At 31.8% G+C, this 16,468-nt stretch carries 14 protein-coding genes and 1 tRNA gene; 3 read left to right on the forward strand and 12 right to left on the reverse strand.

What is annotated here, in order from left to right:
* Positions 1–143: 143 nt before the first annotated feature.
* The 7 genes from CLCY_RS00285 to tsaD form a co-directional block, all read right to left on the reverse strand.
* Positions 144–1,988: a GTP-binding protein gene (locus CLCY_RS00285; RefSeq protein ID WP_048569137.1), complete on the reverse strand. Its 1,845-nt coding sequence runs from the start codon at positions 1,986–1,988 to the stop codon at positions 144–146.
* Positions 1,989–2,005: 17 nt separating this feature from the next.
* Positions 2,006–2,806 (reverse strand): sulfate adenylyltransferase subunit CysD, encoded by an 801-nt coding sequence (gene cysD, locus CLCY_RS00290; protein WP_048569138.1) that lies wholly within the window; start codon positions 2,804–2,806, stop codon positions 2,006–2,008.
* 20 nt (positions 2,807–2,826) lie between these two features.
* Positions 2,827–3,138, reverse strand: a complete 312-nt coding sequence (locus tag CLCY_RS00295; protein ID WP_048569139.1) for a 4Fe-4S dicluster domain-containing protein — start codon at positions 3,136–3,138, stop codon at positions 2,827–2,829.
* Positions 3,128–4,801: an adenylyl-sulfate reductase subunit alpha gene (locus tag CLCY_RS00300; protein WP_048569140.1), complete on the reverse strand. Its 1,674-nt coding sequence runs from the start codon at positions 4,799–4,801 to the stop codon at positions 3,128–3,130. Before CLCY_RS00300 ends, CLCY_RS00295 begins: the two co-directional genes overlap by 11 nt.
* A 29-nt stretch (positions 4,802–4,830) precedes the next feature.
* Positions 4,831–5,409, reverse strand: a complete 579-nt coding sequence (gene cysC / locus CLCY_RS00305) for an adenylyl-sulfate kinase (protein WP_048569141.1) — start codon at positions 5,407–5,409, stop codon at positions 4,831–4,833.
* A 25-nt stretch (positions 5,410–5,434) separates the two neighbouring features.
* Positions 5,435–7,084: a nitrite/sulfite reductase gene (locus CLCY_RS00310; protein WP_048569142.1), complete on the reverse strand. Its 1,650-nt coding sequence runs from the start codon at positions 7,082–7,084 to the stop codon at positions 5,435–5,437.
* A gap of 953 nt (positions 7,085–8,037) precedes the next feature.
* Positions 8,038–9,063 (reverse strand): tRNA (adenosine(37)-N6)-threonylcarbamoyltransferase complex transferase subunit TsaD, encoded by a 1,026-nt coding sequence (gene tsaD, locus CLCY_RS00315; protein ID WP_341372090.1) that lies wholly within the window; start codon positions 9,061–9,063, stop codon positions 8,038–8,040.
* 147 nt (positions 9,064–9,210) lie between these two features.
* Between tsaD and CLCY_RS00320 the strand changes: the two genes are divergently transcribed.
* Complete coding sequence (locus CLCY_RS00320; RefSeq protein ID WP_048569144.1) at positions 9,211–9,546, forward strand: hypothetical protein; 336 nt, start codon at positions 9,211–9,213, stop codon at positions 9,544–9,546.
* Between the two features lie 58 nt (positions 9,547–9,604).
* Here the strand turns inward: CLCY_RS00320 and CLCY_RS00325 are convergent, their stop codons facing one another.
* Positions 9,605–10,336: an ATP-binding cassette domain-containing protein gene (locus CLCY_RS00325; RefSeq protein WP_048569145.1), complete on the reverse strand. Its 732-nt coding sequence runs from the start codon at positions 10,334–10,336 to the stop codon at positions 9,605–9,607.
* Positions 10,337–10,581: 245 nt separating this feature from the next.
* Positions 10,582–12,996, reverse strand: a complete 2,415-nt coding sequence (locus CLCY_RS00330) for a hypothetical protein (RefSeq protein WP_048569146.1) — start codon at positions 12,994–12,996, stop codon at positions 10,582–10,584.
* A 176-nt stretch (positions 12,997–13,172) separates the two neighbouring features.
* Here CLCY_RS00330 and CLCY_RS00335 point away from each other — a divergent pair.
* A tRNA-Trp gene (locus tag CLCY_RS00335) sits at positions 13,173–13,248 on the forward strand.
* Between the two features lie 139 nt (positions 13,249–13,387).
* Here CLCY_RS00335 and CLCY_RS00340 read toward each other — a convergent pair.
* The 3 genes from CLCY_RS00340 to CLCY_RS00350 all read right to left on the reverse strand — a co-directional run bounded on the left by CLCY_RS00340 (position 13,388) and on the right by CLCY_RS00350 (position 15,259).
* On the reverse strand, positions 13,388–13,669 hold the full coding sequence (locus tag CLCY_RS00340; protein ID WP_048569147.1) for a TIGR04076 family protein: 282 nt from the start codon (positions 13,667–13,669) through the stop codon (positions 13,388–13,390).
* A gap of 270 nt (positions 13,670–13,939) precedes the next feature.
* On the reverse strand, positions 13,940–14,224 hold the full coding sequence (locus CLCY_RS00345) for a BMC domain-containing protein (protein ID WP_048569148.1): 285 nt from the start codon (positions 14,222–14,224) through the stop codon (positions 13,940–13,942).
* 150 nt (positions 14,225–14,374) lie between these two features.
* The gene (locus CLCY_RS00350; protein WP_048569149.1) at positions 14,375–15,259 is read right to left on the reverse strand and encodes a LysR family transcriptional regulator; all 885 of its coding nucleotides are present in this window, start codon (positions 15,257–15,259) and stop codon (positions 14,375–14,377) included.
* 136 nt (positions 15,260–15,395) lie between these two features.
* Here CLCY_RS00350 and CLCY_RS00355 point away from each other — a divergent pair, with 136 nt between their 5' ends.
* Entirely contained in the window at positions 15,396–16,424 is a 1,029-nt protein-coding gene (locus tag CLCY_RS00355; RefSeq protein ID WP_048569150.1) for a YeiH family protein, read from the forward strand.
* Positions 16,425–16,468: the final 44 nt, after the last annotated feature.

The raw sequence follows: 16,468 nt of genomic DNA on the forward strand, positions 1-16,468 counted from the left end.
CCTCACTTACTTATTATACAGTTCACCTCTATTTATCCTAAACATAATCTGTATATATCCTATGTCCACCACATACTGCAGCACACCCCTCCCTCATCAGAACCTAAAAAAGGCTACCCACTAATGAGTAGCCTTCATAATTCCTATAAATTTAAAGCATCAATTAAACTATCAACCTTCTTATCACTATCAAAATCAACCTCTTCAATAAATAGTGATGTTACAGGATAATCTGCCTTTTCATACCCTATTATAGCAGCTTCTGCTTCACATGCTGGTCTTGAACTTCGTTCCTTGCATATGTCGTCATTTGCATCTACATATATTTCATAATAGTTTTTAGCTCCTATTATGTTCTTAGCACTTTCTCTATCTTCCTTAAATCTACTTACGCTTGTTACGATAGTTATATATCCTGCATCTTGGAATAGATTAGCTATTTCAGCTATTCTTCTTACATGCTCATGTACATCTTCATCTGAGAATGTAAGGTCACTTGATATTCCAAATCTAAGGTTAGTAGAATTTAGGTAGTATACCTTCTTACCAAGGTCATTTAGTCTTCTTTCTAGCTTTGATGCTATTTCGTTTTTACCTGAACCTGGTTTTCCTGTTAGCCATATAACTTTTCCTTCTTGTCCAAGAACTTCTTCTCTTTCTTCTCTTGAAACAAGTCTCTTCTTAATAGCTACGTCTTGAGTCTTAATGTCTCCAAAGTTTCTCTTTAATGTATCTTCAACAGGGTTTAGGATACCACCACCGCTGATATTATAGTCATCTATTATTACAAATCTACCCATTTCTTCGATAGTTGAGAAATCATCAAATGCTACAGGCTCCTTTGTCTTAATAGTGATTTCTGATACGTCGTTTTTCTTAACTTCTTGAGAATCCTTAAGAGTTTCAAGAGTTGCCGCATCTACTACCTTATTAATAGCTATAACTTCACATTCAACTTCTTGAGTTGCAAGCTTTAGCTTGTACTTCTTATTCTTAACAAGTGGGCTTTTACCAAGCCAGAATAGGTTAGCACTTAGGATATTTGAAACTGTTGGAACTATGTCTCCCTTAGTTACAATTTCTCCTCTTTTGTTGAAGAATTCATCTTCAAATGTTATACCAACACTTTCACCTGCATATACAGTGTCCTTTTTGTCCTTTTCTACCCAGTATTCAATGCTCTTAACTCTTGTCTTCTTAGCACTTGGGTATATAGTTACTTCATCTCCAACTGATATGCTTCCACTTTCAATCTTTCCTGCTATTATTCTTCTGCTATCAAACTTATATACGTCTTGGATTGGTAGTCTTAGTGGATTAAATTCTTTTCCAGCTGGCTTTTCAATTGAATCCATTGTTTCTATAACGCTAAGACCCTTGTACCAAGGCATTTTGTCTGATTTCTTAGTTAGGTTTTCACCATTGTATGCTGATACAGGGATATATTCCTCTGGATAGATATTTAGGTTACTTAGGAATACGTTAAAGTCTTCCTTAATTTTTTCATATCTTTCCTCTGAATAGTCTACAAGGTCCATTTTATTAACTAGTACATATACCTTCTTTATTCCTAGAAGAGATAGTATGTAGCAATGTCTCTTTGATTGCTCTTGTATTCCTTCATTAGCATCAATTAGTAGAAATGCTGCATTAGCTGATGCTGCCCCAGTTACCATGTTCTTTAGGAACTCCTTATGTCCTGGTGCATCTATTATGATGTAATCTCTTTTTTCAGTTAAAAATCTAAGTCTTGTTATATCTATTGTTATACCTTGCTTTTGCTCTTCTTCAAATGCATCAAGAAGGTATGCATACTCAAAATTCTTTCCCTTAGCTTCTGAAAGCTTCTTTACCTTTTCAATTGCTCCATCTGGAAGAGAACCTGTATCATTTAAAAGTCTTCCTATAAGAGTTGACTTACCATGGTCTACGTGTCCTACAACAACTATACTTAATTCTTCTCTTTCTGACGCCTTTACCTCTTTCATGATTATCTCCTCCTATTTTACATATATCCTTCTTTTCTAAGCTTTTCTAATGCATGTGCATTTTCGTTATCTTGAGCTCTACCACTTCTTTCTGTTTCCTTAGTGTTCTTAAGCTCTTCGATTATCTCATCTATACTAGATGCAGTTGATTCAATTTGCCCTGTACATGGTGCACATCCAAGTGATCTATATCTTTTACCATTCTTAGAGAAGTAAAGATCTATTATAGGAATATTTTCTCTCTTAATGTACTCCCAAATATCAATTTCTCTCCAACCTAGAATTGGATGAACTCTTATATGATTTCCCTTTTTAAAGTCTGTTTTAAATTGGTCCCATAGCTCTGGTGGTTGGTCTGCATAATCCCATTCACTATCACTTTTTCTTTCACTGAAAACTCTTTCCTTTGAACGTGATCCTTCTTCGTCTCTTCTAATACCAACGATTAGCCCTTCAAATCCATTGTTTTTAGTAACCTGTGTAAGACCTTCTGACTTAAGAGCCTTACAACATTCAATTCTTCCTTTATGAGGACCCATACCAGCCTTTATAGCTTCTTCATTTGTATGAACTATAAGGTTTAGGTTAAGTTCCTTAGCTACTCTATCTCTGAATTCAATCATTTCTGGTATCTTGTGCTTAGTATCTACGTGTATAAGTGGAAATGGACAGTTCCCGTAAAATGCTTTTTTAGCAAGCCATAATATAACTGTTGAGTCCTTTCCTATAGACCAAAGCATTCCTAGCTTTCCAAGCTTTTTGTAGGCCTCTCTTAGTATAAAAATACTTTCAGCCTCTAATCTATCTAAATAATCCATGTTGAAACCTCCAAACTTTCTTAATACTTATTTGATTCTTTCTTATTAACCTTTATCTTCTCTTCACTGCCATCTATAACAAAGGTCCATTCAAGTGTGTCTTTACTGTCCTTTGCATACATATATCCTGAACATCCACCAACGTCTGGCTCTAAGTAATACTTAATAGCTCCTACCTGACATTCCTTAAGACAAGCTGTACATCCCCAGCATTCTCTAGGATATTTTATATATGCTTTCTTATTTTCATCTTTATATATTAAGTTTCCAGGGCATACTTTAAGGCATTTTCCACATGACACACACTTTGATTCAATTATCTTAATGCTCATAAACCTGCCCCCTTTCAACAATATCCCTTAGTGTAATCTTTATATCTTTTCCGTCAAACACAGAGTTAACATACTTTTTATAATTTACGTCGTCTTTTTCTTTATAGCTTTGGTTTTCGCAGTAGCATCTAAGTCTCGTTTCTTTTCTCTCCTGCATATGCTTTATAAGAACCTTAGCAATTAAAAGTCTATCTATAACCTCATGTATGAAAAGAAGCTCGTGCATGTCATTGCACTTTAGATCCTTTGATAATTCAAGTAATCTTGATATTCTACTTTCAGCAATTTCAAGGCCTTCCATGTTATATCCATATCCTGAAGAAATACCACCAGCATACTCATCCATAACCTTTTGCATTGCTTCCTCTATAGAGTTTATAGAATAAACAGAATCTCCATTGAAGTACTTTTCAACTTCATTTTTCTTCTCTTCTATAATCTTAGAATCTAACTTTTCTAAAGATTTGTTTTCAATATACTTAAGTGACTCTTCTGCTACAATCTCACCTTCTACAAAGCATCCTGTAACATATTTCTTAGGTGCACCACCAGCTACATCTCCAGCTACAAATAGTCCCTTTAGTGTTGAGCGTCTATCTGTATCTACCCAGTATCCTGATAGTGAGTGTCCACCTACTATATAAGGCTCTGTTCCTTCGATTTCTATGTTATTTTCACTTGGCATTTTCTTAGAATCCATCCATCTAAGTGCCTGTGCAGGAGCCATGTTTAGGTATGCCTTGAAAAGCTGGTTTTCGCTCTCCTCACTTATACCTTCTGTTTTAAGATAGCATGGACCATTTCCATTAATGTTCTCCATTACAGTTCCATAAAGTCTTAGGTGAGTCTTATATCCATACTTTTCTAGGTACTCTTCACCCTTAGCATTTATATGTGGAGTCTTAACACCTTGAGCTACTGTTCCAGTTGGTGCTATTGTGTCCTTACATCTTAAGGCGATGAATCTCATCTCAAAGCTTGTCATTTCTGCACCTGCTCTAATCCCCATAGCAAGACCTGCTCCAGTATTAAATGGTGAATACCACATCTTGTGAGGAGATTGACCTGAATTATTAGGCTTATAAATTCCTGCTGCCCCACCAGTTGCACAAATAGTTGCCTTAGAATATATTACATAGAACTCTTCCTTATCAAGTGAGAATCCATATGCACCTATAACCTCCCCATTTTTCACAATGTAGTCAGTTATATTAATTCTCTCGATAACTCTTATGTTTTTATGTTCAAGAACCTTTCCAGCAATTAAAGGCTTAATTCCTTCTCCATTTATCTTTATACTTCTTTTACCTCTAGAAGCATACTTACCATTTTCGTCTTTTAAAATTGGAAGCCCCATTTCGTGTAGCTTGTCAGCTGATTTGTTAAGTCCCTTAGCAATTGTATATACTAAATCTTCACGAACAATTCCCTCGAATTCATCTCTTACATAATCAGTAAAGCTATCAACTGTTTGGCCTTCATTGATGTATGCATTAAGAGCGTTTACTCCTGCTGCAAGACATCCTCCCCTTTTAATGTTTGCTTTTTCCGCTATTATAATATCTTTGTTAGAGTTTTCTGCAATATTTATTGCTGCCCAGCACCCTGCAGTTCCTCCACCAATAATCAAAATATCTGTTTCTAATGTTTTTACCTCAAGCATAGTTAGGCCTCCCCGAAAATACCAAATCCCTATAGATTTAAAGTATTTATAATTCTTTCTACAGCTTCTTCTACTGTAGTATTAGTAGTGTCTATTGTAATCTCTGGGGAAACTGGAGCTTCATATGGAGAATCTAGTCCTGTGAAGTTTTTAATCTCTCCATTTCTTGCCCTTTTATAAAGATTCTTAGGGTCTCTTTTTTCACATTCGCTAAATGGGCAATTAACATAAACCTCTTTATAATCATTACCTAAAAGCTTTCTTGTTTCTTCCCTATCTTGTCTTATAGGAGATACAAATGTACAAAGTGTAATAACTCCTAAGTTAACAAGTATTTTAGAAACCTCTCCTACCCTTCTTAGGTTCTCTTTTCTATCCTCTTCAGTGAACTTTAAGTCACTATTTAAAGATAATCTAAGGTTGTCCCCATCAAGAACGTAGGTTAATTTCCCTCTTTTATGAAGTTCCTTTTCAAGGGCATTTGCTATTGTTGATTTACCTGAACCTGAAAGCCCAGTAAACCATATTACAATCCCCTTTTGATTAAGAAGACCTTCTCTTTCTCCTCTACCTATAGTAAATTCTTCTAAGTAGACATTCTCGCTCATATAATCACTCCTTAGGAATCTATACTTATTTCTTGTGTACCTTTAGTTCGAACTTTTCATCTACTCCGAATTCAGTATAGAACTCATCATTTTCCTCATCAAATTGTGAGTATTTCTCAATAAGGCTTTCAACCCCTGACTTATTTTCCTCATAGAACTCTTTAAAGCCCTTTATTTTAGAATCTAGTTTTAATCCAGCTAATTCAACAAAGAAGCTTGGTATATTTCTTGCAGGTATTGCTCCTATCTCATATCCTAGTGAAGGATTTTCGGAAAGATTTCCGTTAACAAAAATTCCGAAGTATGGAACAAGCCCCTTAGCTGCTTTTTTAGCTCTACCACAAAGTCCGATTTCACCTTTAAGATGCTGTCCACATGAGTTTGGGCAACCTGATATATAAACTCTTGGAAGTGACTTTCTTATAGACTTCTTCTCATCTTTAAATACTCTTACGATTTCATGTAAAAGATTCTTAGACTTTAGTATTCCAAGTTTACATGTTCCTGCACCAGTACATGATACTGATGTAAATATGTCCTCAGTTTCCGTTGATGGTAGTGCATTTAAGAACTTTTCAACGTCATTTGATTTAATATCTCTAACGTAGAATCCTTGAGTATTAGTAAGTCTAAGTGATACTTCATAATCTAGACCCTTGATTACATCTAGGATTTTAACTATCTCATCATATGACATGTCTCCACCATGTGGATGGATATATAAACTATAATATCCTCTTTGTTTTTGCTTAGTTATTATATTTCTATATCTACCAAACTTAATAAGAGGATGTGCATCATATCCAGTTTCATAATACTTTTCATATGACTTTTCAATTGCCTCTTCATCTTCCTTGCTAAGTACTATTTTTAGACTAGGATCTTTCTTAAACTCTTCAAGCTCAGATATATAAAGGTTTCTAAACTCTTCTTCTCCAAGTCTTTTTAGAATATGTCTTATTCTTGCCTTAGCTCTAACTTCTCTATCTCCATGCTCATCAAATATCTTTCTCATAGCTAAAATATGATAAAGTATATTTTCAGCCTCATCAAATTCACATAACAGTATAGATACATTTGGAGAGTTTCCAAGACCTCCTGCACCATATACCTTAAATCCTTTTTTCCCGCTTTTCTTCTTTGTAATAATTCCAAGATCAGAAATAGTTGCATTAACAGTATCCTTGAAATTATTAGAAACACTTACTTTGTATTTCTTAGGAAGTGTATATATAGGATCATCATTTAAAACATAATTAGTTGCTTTTAAAACGTAAGGGGTAATATCATAATCTTCATCTTTTACTACTCCAGATAGTGGTGAGATTTGAATATTTCTAGTAGATGGTCCACCAGTTCCCCTAGATGAAATACCAACACCTTCACAAAGGCTAAGTACTTTTTTTAACTCCTCAGCTGTTAAACGGTGGAATTGAAGATCTTGCCTAGTTGTAAAGTGTATTTTGTTAAATTCTAACTCCTTTAAAACATTAGCAATTCCCTCTAATTCAGTGGGTTTTATTACCCCACCATTGAATCTATATCTAATCATATACCTACCGTCATTTCTTTCAGTATATATCCCCATCAAAGACGAGTACTTCTTGAATGAATCAACATCTTCACCACTTAAACTTTTTTCAAATATATCGATAAACTCATTAACAGTAAACATATACCCCTCCCTCTTTCCTAGTAATCCTATAGGAAAAATACAAAAACTTTTTAATTAATTTACCACTATTTGTATCCAAAGTCAAGGGCTTTTGACAGATTTCGATGTAATATTTCAATATGTTTATTCCTACCTATGTAATGTGACAATATAATTAACATAATTTAAACCTATTAATTTATTGTAAAAATTCGGAAAAATTCAAATTTTCTAATTCTATCCACATTACTAACAAACTTATCCACAATGGAAAACCCCTTCCATCAATGTTTTTTAATATATTTTCACATTATCCACATAAACTTATTAACATATTATAGAATTTACACACTTTATTAACATATCCTTCTAATGAAATTGTTAAGTTTTATGTAATCTAGTGTAGGTATGTAGTCTTGCAGTGGTATATTCTCCATATAAACCGACAACACCTTCAAAAAGAGCTTCTGATATTTAAAAATACCCCTAGGGTTAGTACGACATCTAAACCACTTTACTTGCGGATGTCTTACTAACCCTAGGGGTATTTTTTAATATTGAATCTCTAGTTTTTAGCTCTATGGTTTAAATGTGGAATATACTACTTGCAGTGATACCTAGACTACATAACTAACTTGAATTAAAGGTTAACCGAAGGTTTTTAAGTTAGTTAAAAGTAATATATGAAAACGCTTTTCCTATCACTGAAGTCATAATTAAATGCTAATATGTAGAGATAGTCCCTCTGTAAGGATGTGGTTTTTCTGGCTAAAACAATAGAGCTACAAACTAGAGATTCTTATGGTAGAAAATCTCCCTAGGCTTAGAGATAAGTCGTAAAGCGCAGCGGTTTCTTAGACTTAGCTCTTAGCCTAGGGAGATTTACGAAGATTAGAAGCTCTGTGAAGTAGTCTCGTCGTTTTAGCTAGAAAAACCGCATCCTTATAGGACACCTCTCCTGCATTAATCCCTAATTACTTCCTATCCCCAATCTTCAAAGAAGGAACAGCATTTAAATTCAAACTTGATGTATATCCATTTATATAATCATAATATCCACTTGATGCAATCATTGCTGCATTATCAGTACAAAGTACATTAGATGGATATAGGAATCTTATTTCTCTTTTAGTACATTTTTTAGTTAAAAGGTCTCTAAGTGCAGTATTCGCTGCAACTCCCCCAGCAAGGCATAGAGTATCTACTCCTGTATGTTTTACTGCTCTAACTGCTTTCTCTGCTAATACTTCAACTACAGCTTGCTGAAAACTTGCAGCTACGTCTGCCTTATTAACTTCTATTGACTGCATATTCATTTTGTTTAGATAGTTAAGTACTGCTGACTTAAGCCCACTAAATGAGAAATCAAAACTATCTTCTTCAAGATAAGATCTTGGAAAATCGATAGCGAAAGGGTTTCCTTCCTTAGCTAATCTATCTATTTCTGGCCCTCCTGGATATCCAAGTCCTAGTGCTCTTGATATTTTGTCATATGCCTCTCCCGCTGCATCATCCCTTGTTCTTCCAAGTATCTCATACTTCCCATAGTCTTTAACATAAACTAGATGAGAATGTCCTCCTGATACAACTAGTGTTACAAATGGTGGACATAACTCTTTATGCTCTATATAATTAGCGCTTATATGCCCTTCTATATGATTTACACCTACAAATGGCTTTTTCATTGATAATGCCATAGCCTTTGCTGTAGAAAGTCCCACCAGTAGAGCACCAACAAGACCTGGTCCATATGTTGAGGCTATAACATCAATATCTTCATATTTTATACCAGCTTTTTCAATAGCTTCTTCTATAACATTTGAGATTGCCTCAACATGTTTTCTAGATGCTACCTCTGGAACTACTCCTCCGAATTTTTTATGAATATCTATTTGAGATAAAATAATATTAGATAAAACTTCTCTTCCATTTTTAACAACAGCTGCTGAAGTTTCATCACAACTACTTTCTATACCTAAAGTTATAATATCTTTCATAATATCGCTCCCTTAATTTTTCTTAAAGATTACCTTTACATTTTATAGCTTTTGTATTTTTACTTCAACTTTAATTGAGACAAATATGATATATTTGGTATAATTAATATAAAACTTGGCGAAAATTAGAAAAAAGAGGGGGGGATGGACATGTATATTAGTTTTAGAGATATGTTACTATTTTTCTTCTTAATATGCTTCATAGTTATAACTGTATTTTTAAGTATGGCTCTTTATAGACTTATACAAACACTAAAATCTGTACATATAGCAATCGAGGAAAATAGAGAGCACATAAATGATTCTGTTAAGTCCATATCAGGAATATGTGGAAAAGTAGAGGGTGTAAGTAGTAAAATATCCTCAAAAATAGATGATGATGAAATAAGCTCCTTCATACCTAGCTTTATACCTTACATAACAGGTGCAATATCTTTTATTGTTTCCATATTTAATGTAATTAAGTCTAATAAAGAAAGTAAATAACATACCTTGATCAAAAATTAAAGGCTATTCTAGCTAAATCTAGAACAGCCTTTATATATTAAACTATTTCTTTAAGAAACTCTTTTATTCTCTCATCTGTAGCATTTTCAAATACATCATTAAATGACCCTTCTAAAACTACTCTTCCATTATCAATTAAAAGTACCTTATCTGAAACTTCCTTTGCAAATCCTACCTCATGTGTAGCTATTATTATTGCAATATTTTCACTTACTACCTCTTTTAAAACTTGCATTATGTCTTCAACTGATTCAGAATCAAGATTATTGGTTATTCCATCGAGAAGTATAATCTTAGGATCTTTTGCTAATGCTTTTGCTATTTCTATTTTTAGTTTTTGAAGATTAGATAGTTCATGGGGATAGTGATTAATCTTACCCCTTAAACCTACTTTATCTAGATAGAAAAGTGCTTTTTCCATGGCATCTAGCCTACCCCATCCCTTTATTGTAATTAGATTCTCTAAAACATTTTCAAGGGCAGTCTTATCTTCTAAAATATTATATTCACAGAAAACAATTTCTATATTTTTCTTTATATATAACAATTCCTCCTCAGATATACCTTCGAAGCTAATAAGCTTTCCGTTAATTATCACTTCACCCTTTGTAGGAGATTCAATAAATGTTATACCCTTAAGAAGTGTAGATTTACCTGAACCACTAGTACCTAGTAAAACAGCTATTTCCCCTTTGTTTGCTTTAAAACTAATATCCTTTAGCACTTCATTATCATCATAAGTCTTTCCAACGCCTCTAAGTTCTATCATTTTTTTACCTCCTGATTCTAATATAAGTTCCACAAAGGAATGCTTACATATTTAAATTAGTTAGCTTAAAACTTCAATTTTATTCCCTACTTATACAACGTATTTCATATGATATAATTCCTTCCATTTTAACACTCCGTTATTTTCAAGTCAAATAAAAAGCAAAGCATATACCTTTATATTTAATATTTATAAAAAAGCCTACTAATAAGATAATTATTAGTAGGCCATTATTGATTTTAATATTACTTTTTCATCATGAATTTTAGTTTATTTACGAAGTTTCCTTCACTTTTAATTTTTTTAATTGATGTGAATATTTCTTCCCATTCCACAGGCATTGAAAGATTCATTTTTTCGAACTCTCCCTTTACCTTGTCGTCTATATCACATACTGCACTAAAACTCAGTTCACTTATTCTTTCAATTATCATCATTCTAAGTTCCATTAGAATTTCTTCTTTGCCTGATACCTTGTACATTGGATGTACATAGTAAAGGTAATAAATAAGAAAGCTTAGTGAAACATCTTTATTAACATTATTATCATTTAAAGCTATTTTCATATAATCAAATATAAAATTATCTTTAGTCATAAATACATCTGCTATAGCCTTGTGTTCTTCTTTATCTCTACACATCCCTATTATCTTTTCAAGATTCAAATCTCTATACTTTTTATATGACTCTTCACTTAGTTTATGTGGTTTCATATCAGGAGCTTCATATTCATATGGATCAATATCCTCTCCATCTTGAATTAACCTTTGAAGTTCTAACAAACCAGTAATGTTAATAGATGTTCTTATAGCTCTATCTTTTTTAAGCCTTGTTATAAAACTTAATATTTCATAGATCTCTTCACAGTTTTCAAAGTCTACATACTTTTCTATACCAAGCACAATATCAGATAGGACTTTGTCTGGAAGGTAGCTATAATCAAATTTATTTTCCTTCATTTCATTAATAATGAATAATGAAAACTTATAATCTTCTTTATCATCTAAATTCGCCAACATATATGCAACGGCTCTACTAAAACACTTATTAAAGTATTCCTTAGATGTATAAAATGATTCAATATATTCTTCAAAGCCTTTAGTAGTATGTCCCTTAATTTCCATGGACATTTTAAATTCTTCATATAATAAATGGTTACCTGCTTCTATAGAAGAGATTCTCTTTCTCAGTTCTACTATCCTGTCATCTTCTACCTCATCTAAAAACTCAGAAACCTTACTAACAAAACTTAATTGTATTTTTTCATTATCAATAGCTACATAAATATCTGTTAGTACTCTAGCTAGATACTCCTCATCTAAAGCTATTGTGTGCAAAAAGTCTTCTAAATCTAATTCGCTTTTAGCTATAATCGAAATACCTTTAGCTATAATATCAATAAACTTTTGAGTGAATTTACTCCACTTATATCCAAGTTCTATATTATATTTCAGAAGATATTTAAGCATTACTAAAACTCTTTCAGGAGTACAATCAAGATCTAGATATATTCCTATGTGCTCAAGTCTCTTATCATCTAACATATATTTATAAAGAGATTTTTTCTCTGCTATATTTTCAATCTCATTAACAGCTTGTTCAAAACTCTCAATTGATTTGTATCTTCCGCTAAATAATATACTTACTAAAGACTTTAAATATAGTTCTTTACACATTTCATTTATAAAAAGACTTTCCATTTCATTACATGCCCTAAATGCAAAGGACATAATAAGCTTAAAGAATTTTACATCCATTTCCGTTGTAAGCTTCTCAATAACCTTAAGCATATTCAGAATAACTACCCTTTTAGCTTCTTTACTTCCTATCTCCTCTAGGTTATCTATAGCAAGCTTAACAGTTGAATAATCTATATCTCCAATTCCGAGTCTTGATATCATATATATATTATAAATATCCTCTAGTCTCTCATCTAACTTCTTATAATCAAAATAAGTTACAAATAAAAAGAATGCTTCAAGGTTAGTTGATGGTAAAAGATAATGTCTTTGAAGAAGAGATGTAAACTTATATCTTTCCATAGATAAATCTTCGTTTTCAATATTTATTTTATATCTAATATCAATAATATTATCACTTATAGATAAACTAGCCATGCCTATGTCATTTTTATATTGTTCTATTTTAAAGCTAATATCCTCTGCAAACTCCTTTGGAAATATCATTTGAATAGATGCAATCCAAAGAAGTAGTTCCTTGGTATTTCCTCTTAGTCTCACAGCAGAGTTATAATACTGCGCTTTAAATATAGCACTTACTATTTGCCTAAAACCTACTGCATCTATACTCTTCATATACTTTGAAAGAGTTTCAAACTCAAGATTATCATATTCGCTATGTTTAAAATCATTATCTATAAATCCATTTTCGTACATAAGCTTTACTGGATAATCATTTAAACTATCTAAATATACAAACTTAATAACATATGCACCATCTAATTCTTCACTTTCAACCTTTAGAATTAGATACTTATTATCTATCTTCTTATATAGTATTCCTATATTGATACCTTTGATGAAATAATTTAAAAACAAGCTCAAAATTATAGCTGATATTTTCTTATCTACTCCCTCAGAAGTATAATCTATTCTATAATTCAAATCATCAAATAAAAAGAATTTAATTATCTTTACCATGCTATCACACCTAACTATCATAATTCTTTAAAAAATAATACTGAGTTTATTTATCGACTATATAGGAGATAAAGTTAATAAAGTTTTTGAAATTATACAAATATAATTTTTTTAAAACTTTTTTCTAAAAAACACTTGATTTTTATTTAATATAGATATATAATTAATCTTGTCTTAGGGGTATGGCTCAATTGGTAGAGTAGTGGTCTCCAAAACCATTGGTTCCGGGTTCGAGTCCTGGTGCCCCTGCCAGAAGGTAAGTAGAATGAATTCTACTTACCTTTTTTTATTTCATAATATATAATATATTACAAAACTATCAAAAATGTAATTTTACAAAAAACAAAAACTGCCCTTAAAAAGGACAGCTTTCTGTAATCATTCGATTTAATTAAACTGTTTCTAGATTGTAATATACTGGACGTGCTCCATCGTTACAGCAAACAGTTGTTGAACCGTCAGCTAGTAGTGGATCCTTGTCTCCTGTAGCTAATTCTACAACTCTTCTCTTCATTCCTAACCAAGCAGTATCTGAAAGACCTTCTGGCTTTTCACAGTTCTTTGCTATGTATTCGTCTCCTACCTTTGAGTCGACTGAAGCATTTGCTTTCGCAGTTGCTGTTTCTTGGTTAACAACTTGTATAACAGTTATCTTTATATCTTTTACTGACATAATGGATACCTCCCCATAATTAATTATGTGTGTCGTTACTTCTCATTATACCACTATATATATTAAAAGAAAACCTACTTTAATATTTATTGAATAAATTTTTAGTAAATATAGTGTATATTTGTGATTATTTCAATATTTCTTTATAAATACATAGTTTGTATTATATATGTAGTAACAACACTTAAGAAATCTACAATATTATTATATAAGTGTAAATTAACTTACGATTTTATGTAGGGTTATAAAGCTGCAAATGCAGCTTTATAACTAGCCTATATTTTTAAGTATAGCTTCTTCTATTTCAGCATGTGGTGCTGGAATAACGTGAACAGCATTGATTTCGCCTACAGATTTCGCAACTTCTACACCTGCGTCTACTGCAGCCTTAACAGCACCAACGTCTCCTCTTACTATAACAGCAACAAGTCCTGAACCAATTGACTTATATCCACATAAAGTAACGCTCGCAGCCTTTACCATAGCATCCGCTGCTTCTACTGCTGGAGTTAATCCTCTAGTTTCTATCATACCTAGCGCTTTATTTACAGACATTACAATACCTCCCTTAGCAAAAATGTATTTTTCATACTCATGCAAAATCTATTTTACCACAAATGATGAATTTAAATAAAGAAGTTTTGATTATTTTTTATTTATAAAAATGTAATTATTATAACTTATTGTATTGTTTTTCATAAATAGTTATTTTACATTCAATTCTTTTAACATCTTAACTAGTAAAATTGATAATCTAGAGTGTATTTTTCCCTTAGGAAGTATATAATGAAATTTTCTTTTATATTCCTTCGATGTTCTAATAATATCTACTTCATCTAGCTCAATAGCTTCATTTAATACAGCCTCTGATGTTAATGTTACACCAAGACCATGTTTAACTGCTTCCTTTATTGAATAATTACTTCCAAAAACCATTATTTTCTTAGGTACTATACCCTCTTCTCTAAAAAAAGTCTCTAGTTCTTGACGGGTTCCTGACCCCTCTTCTCTACTTATCCATACTGAATCTTTAAAGTCTTTTTTCTTAAATACTTGACCTTTATCTATATATCCTTTTTTAACTGCAAGTTTTAAGATATCTTCTTTAAAAGCATCATATATAAATTCATCACAATTAAAGTATCCTTCTACAAGACCAATATCAAGAATCATATCGCTTACTTTTTTGCATATGGTTCTAGTGTTATCAATAGTTATATCAAATTCGATTTTAGGATATGCCTTTGTAAATTCTCCTAAAAACTTTGGGATAAAAAATTCTCCTATAGTATAACTTGCACCTATCCTTATTATCCCCTGGAATTCTTTTTTATAACCTTCCATTTCATACTTCACTTCTCTTAATAAAGATATAATTTCCTTGGCACGCTTATAAAGAATCTTTCCTTCAGGTGTTATTATAATTTTCTTCTCTCTGTGTGACCTTTGAATTAAAACAGTGTCATACATTCTCTCTAAACTCTTTATTTGTTGACTCACTGCTGGTTGAGACATATTTATAGCCTCTGCAGCCTTTGTAAAATTATTATACTCTACTACAGCAACAAAGGTTTTAAGCTCTTCAATCATATTATCTCCTCTAATAACCATAATTTTTACTTATGGTTATTATAAAATATATTTATTTTTCTAATGGTTATATCAGTATTATAATCTAAATTGTAATCTCAATCACCTAATTTTCATATAAAGCGAGGTTTCTATTATGAATCATAAATATATACGAAGTAATTTTTTAAGTATTATACCTGGATTTTTAGCCTGCTTCACTATAGCCTTTATTAGTAATTACCTAGCTAAATTTTTACCTACCCTAGGCACCTCAATAATTGCAATATTTTTAGGAATTATATTTGGTAATACCATTTTAAACAAGAATATATTTGATAAAGGTACAAAGTTTTCTGAAGGCACTCTTCTATCAATTTCGGTAGTTTTACTTGGTTCCACACTAAATATTAATTCTATTCTTACCATCGGAACCAAGGGAGTATTTTATATTGCAATCCAAATGATAGTTACTATCTCAGCGGCAATATGGATAGGAAGAAAGATGAAGTTTAGTGATAACTTCACTCTCTTAATGGCAAGTGGTAATGGGGTTTGTGGCTCTTCAGCTATAGCTTCTACTGCACCAGCAATTGAGGCAAGTAACCTTGATAAGGGAATATCTATTACACTTGTTAATATTACTGGAACTGTTTTAATGCTACTTCTACCTATTTTTGCATATTTTATATTTAACCTTGATATTTACAGAACATCAGCACTAATCGGTGGAACACTACAGTCTGTAGGTCAAGTTGTTGCAAGTGGTAAAATGATAAGCCCTGTTGTTTCTGAACTATCTACTATATTTAAAATTGTGCGTATAATATTTTTAGTTTTTGTAGTTATGTATATATCATGGTTTAAAAATAAATCAACAAAAAGTAACTCATTAGATAATTGTGATACTACTACAAAAAATAAGCTACAAATAAAAATTCCATGGTATGTTATAGGATTTTTTATAACATGCACACTATTTACCCTTGGAGTAATTTCAAATAACCTTTCTAATGTTTTAAAATCTATTAGCTGTAACTTCGAAGTTATTGCCTTAGCTGGAATTGGCATGAGAGTTAAACTTAGTGAACTTATTTTACATGGTTTTAGATATAGCATATATGCAGCTTTAATTGGTCTTGTACAAGTTATATCAGCTTTAATCCTAATAATCATAATTCTCTAAACTATTAAAAGAGCTAGATTAAAAGTATAATAACTTTTTAATCT

The organism is Clostridium cylindrosporum DSM 605 (genome assembly GCF_001047375.1).
GTDB lineage: Bacteria > Bacillota > Clostridia > Clostridiales > Caloramatoraceae > Clostridium_AB > Clostridium_AB cylindrosporum.

Coding starts and splice junctions, on each gene's coding strand:
- CLCY_RS00285 (WP_048569137.1), bottom strand. CDS start 1,988: ATGAAAGAGGTAAAGGCGTCAGAAAGAGAAGAATTAAGTATAGTTGTT.
- cysD (WP_048569138.1), bottom strand. CDS start 2,806: ATGGATTATTTAGATAGATTAGAGGCTGAAAGTATTTTTATACTAAGA.
- CLCY_RS00295 (WP_048569139.1), bottom strand. CDS start 3,138: ATGAGCATTAAGATAATTGAATCAAAGTGTGTGTCATGTGGAAAATGC.
- CLCY_RS00300 (WP_048569140.1), bottom strand. CDS start 4,801: ATGCTTGAGGTAAAAACATTAGAAACAGATATTTTGATTATTGGTGGA.
- cysC (WP_048569141.1), bottom strand. CDS start 5,409: ATGAGCGAGAATGTCTACTTAGAAGAATTTACTATAGGTAGAGGAGAA.
- CLCY_RS00310 (WP_048569142.1), bottom strand. CDS start 7,084: ATGTTTACTGTTAATGAGTTTATCGATATATTTGAAAAAAGTTTAAGT.
- CLCY_RS00320 (WP_048569144.1), top strand. CDS start 9,211: ATGTATATTAGTTTTAGAGATATGTTACTATTTTTCTTCTTAATATGC.
- CLCY_RS00325 (WP_048569145.1), bottom strand. CDS start 10,336: ATGATAGAACTTAGAGGCGTTGGAAAGACTTATGATGATAATGAAGTG.
- CLCY_RS00330 (WP_048569146.1), bottom strand. CDS start 12,996: ATGGTAAAGATAATTAAATTCTTTTTATTTGATGATTTGAATTATAGA.
- CLCY_RS00340 (WP_048569147.1), bottom strand. CDS start 13,669: ATGTCAGTAAAAGATATAAAGATAACTGTTATACAAGTTGTTAACCAA.
- CLCY_RS00345 (WP_048569148.1), bottom strand. CDS start 14,224: ATGTCTGTAAATAAAGCGCTAGGTATGATAGAAACTAGAGGATTAACT.
- CLCY_RS00350 (WP_048569149.1), bottom strand. CDS start 15,259: ATGATTGAAGAGCTTAAAACCTTTGTTGCTGTAGTAGAGTATAATAAT.
- CLCY_RS00355 (WP_048569150.1), top strand. CDS start 15,396: ATGAATCATAAATATATACGAAGTAATTTTTTAAGTATTATACCTGGA.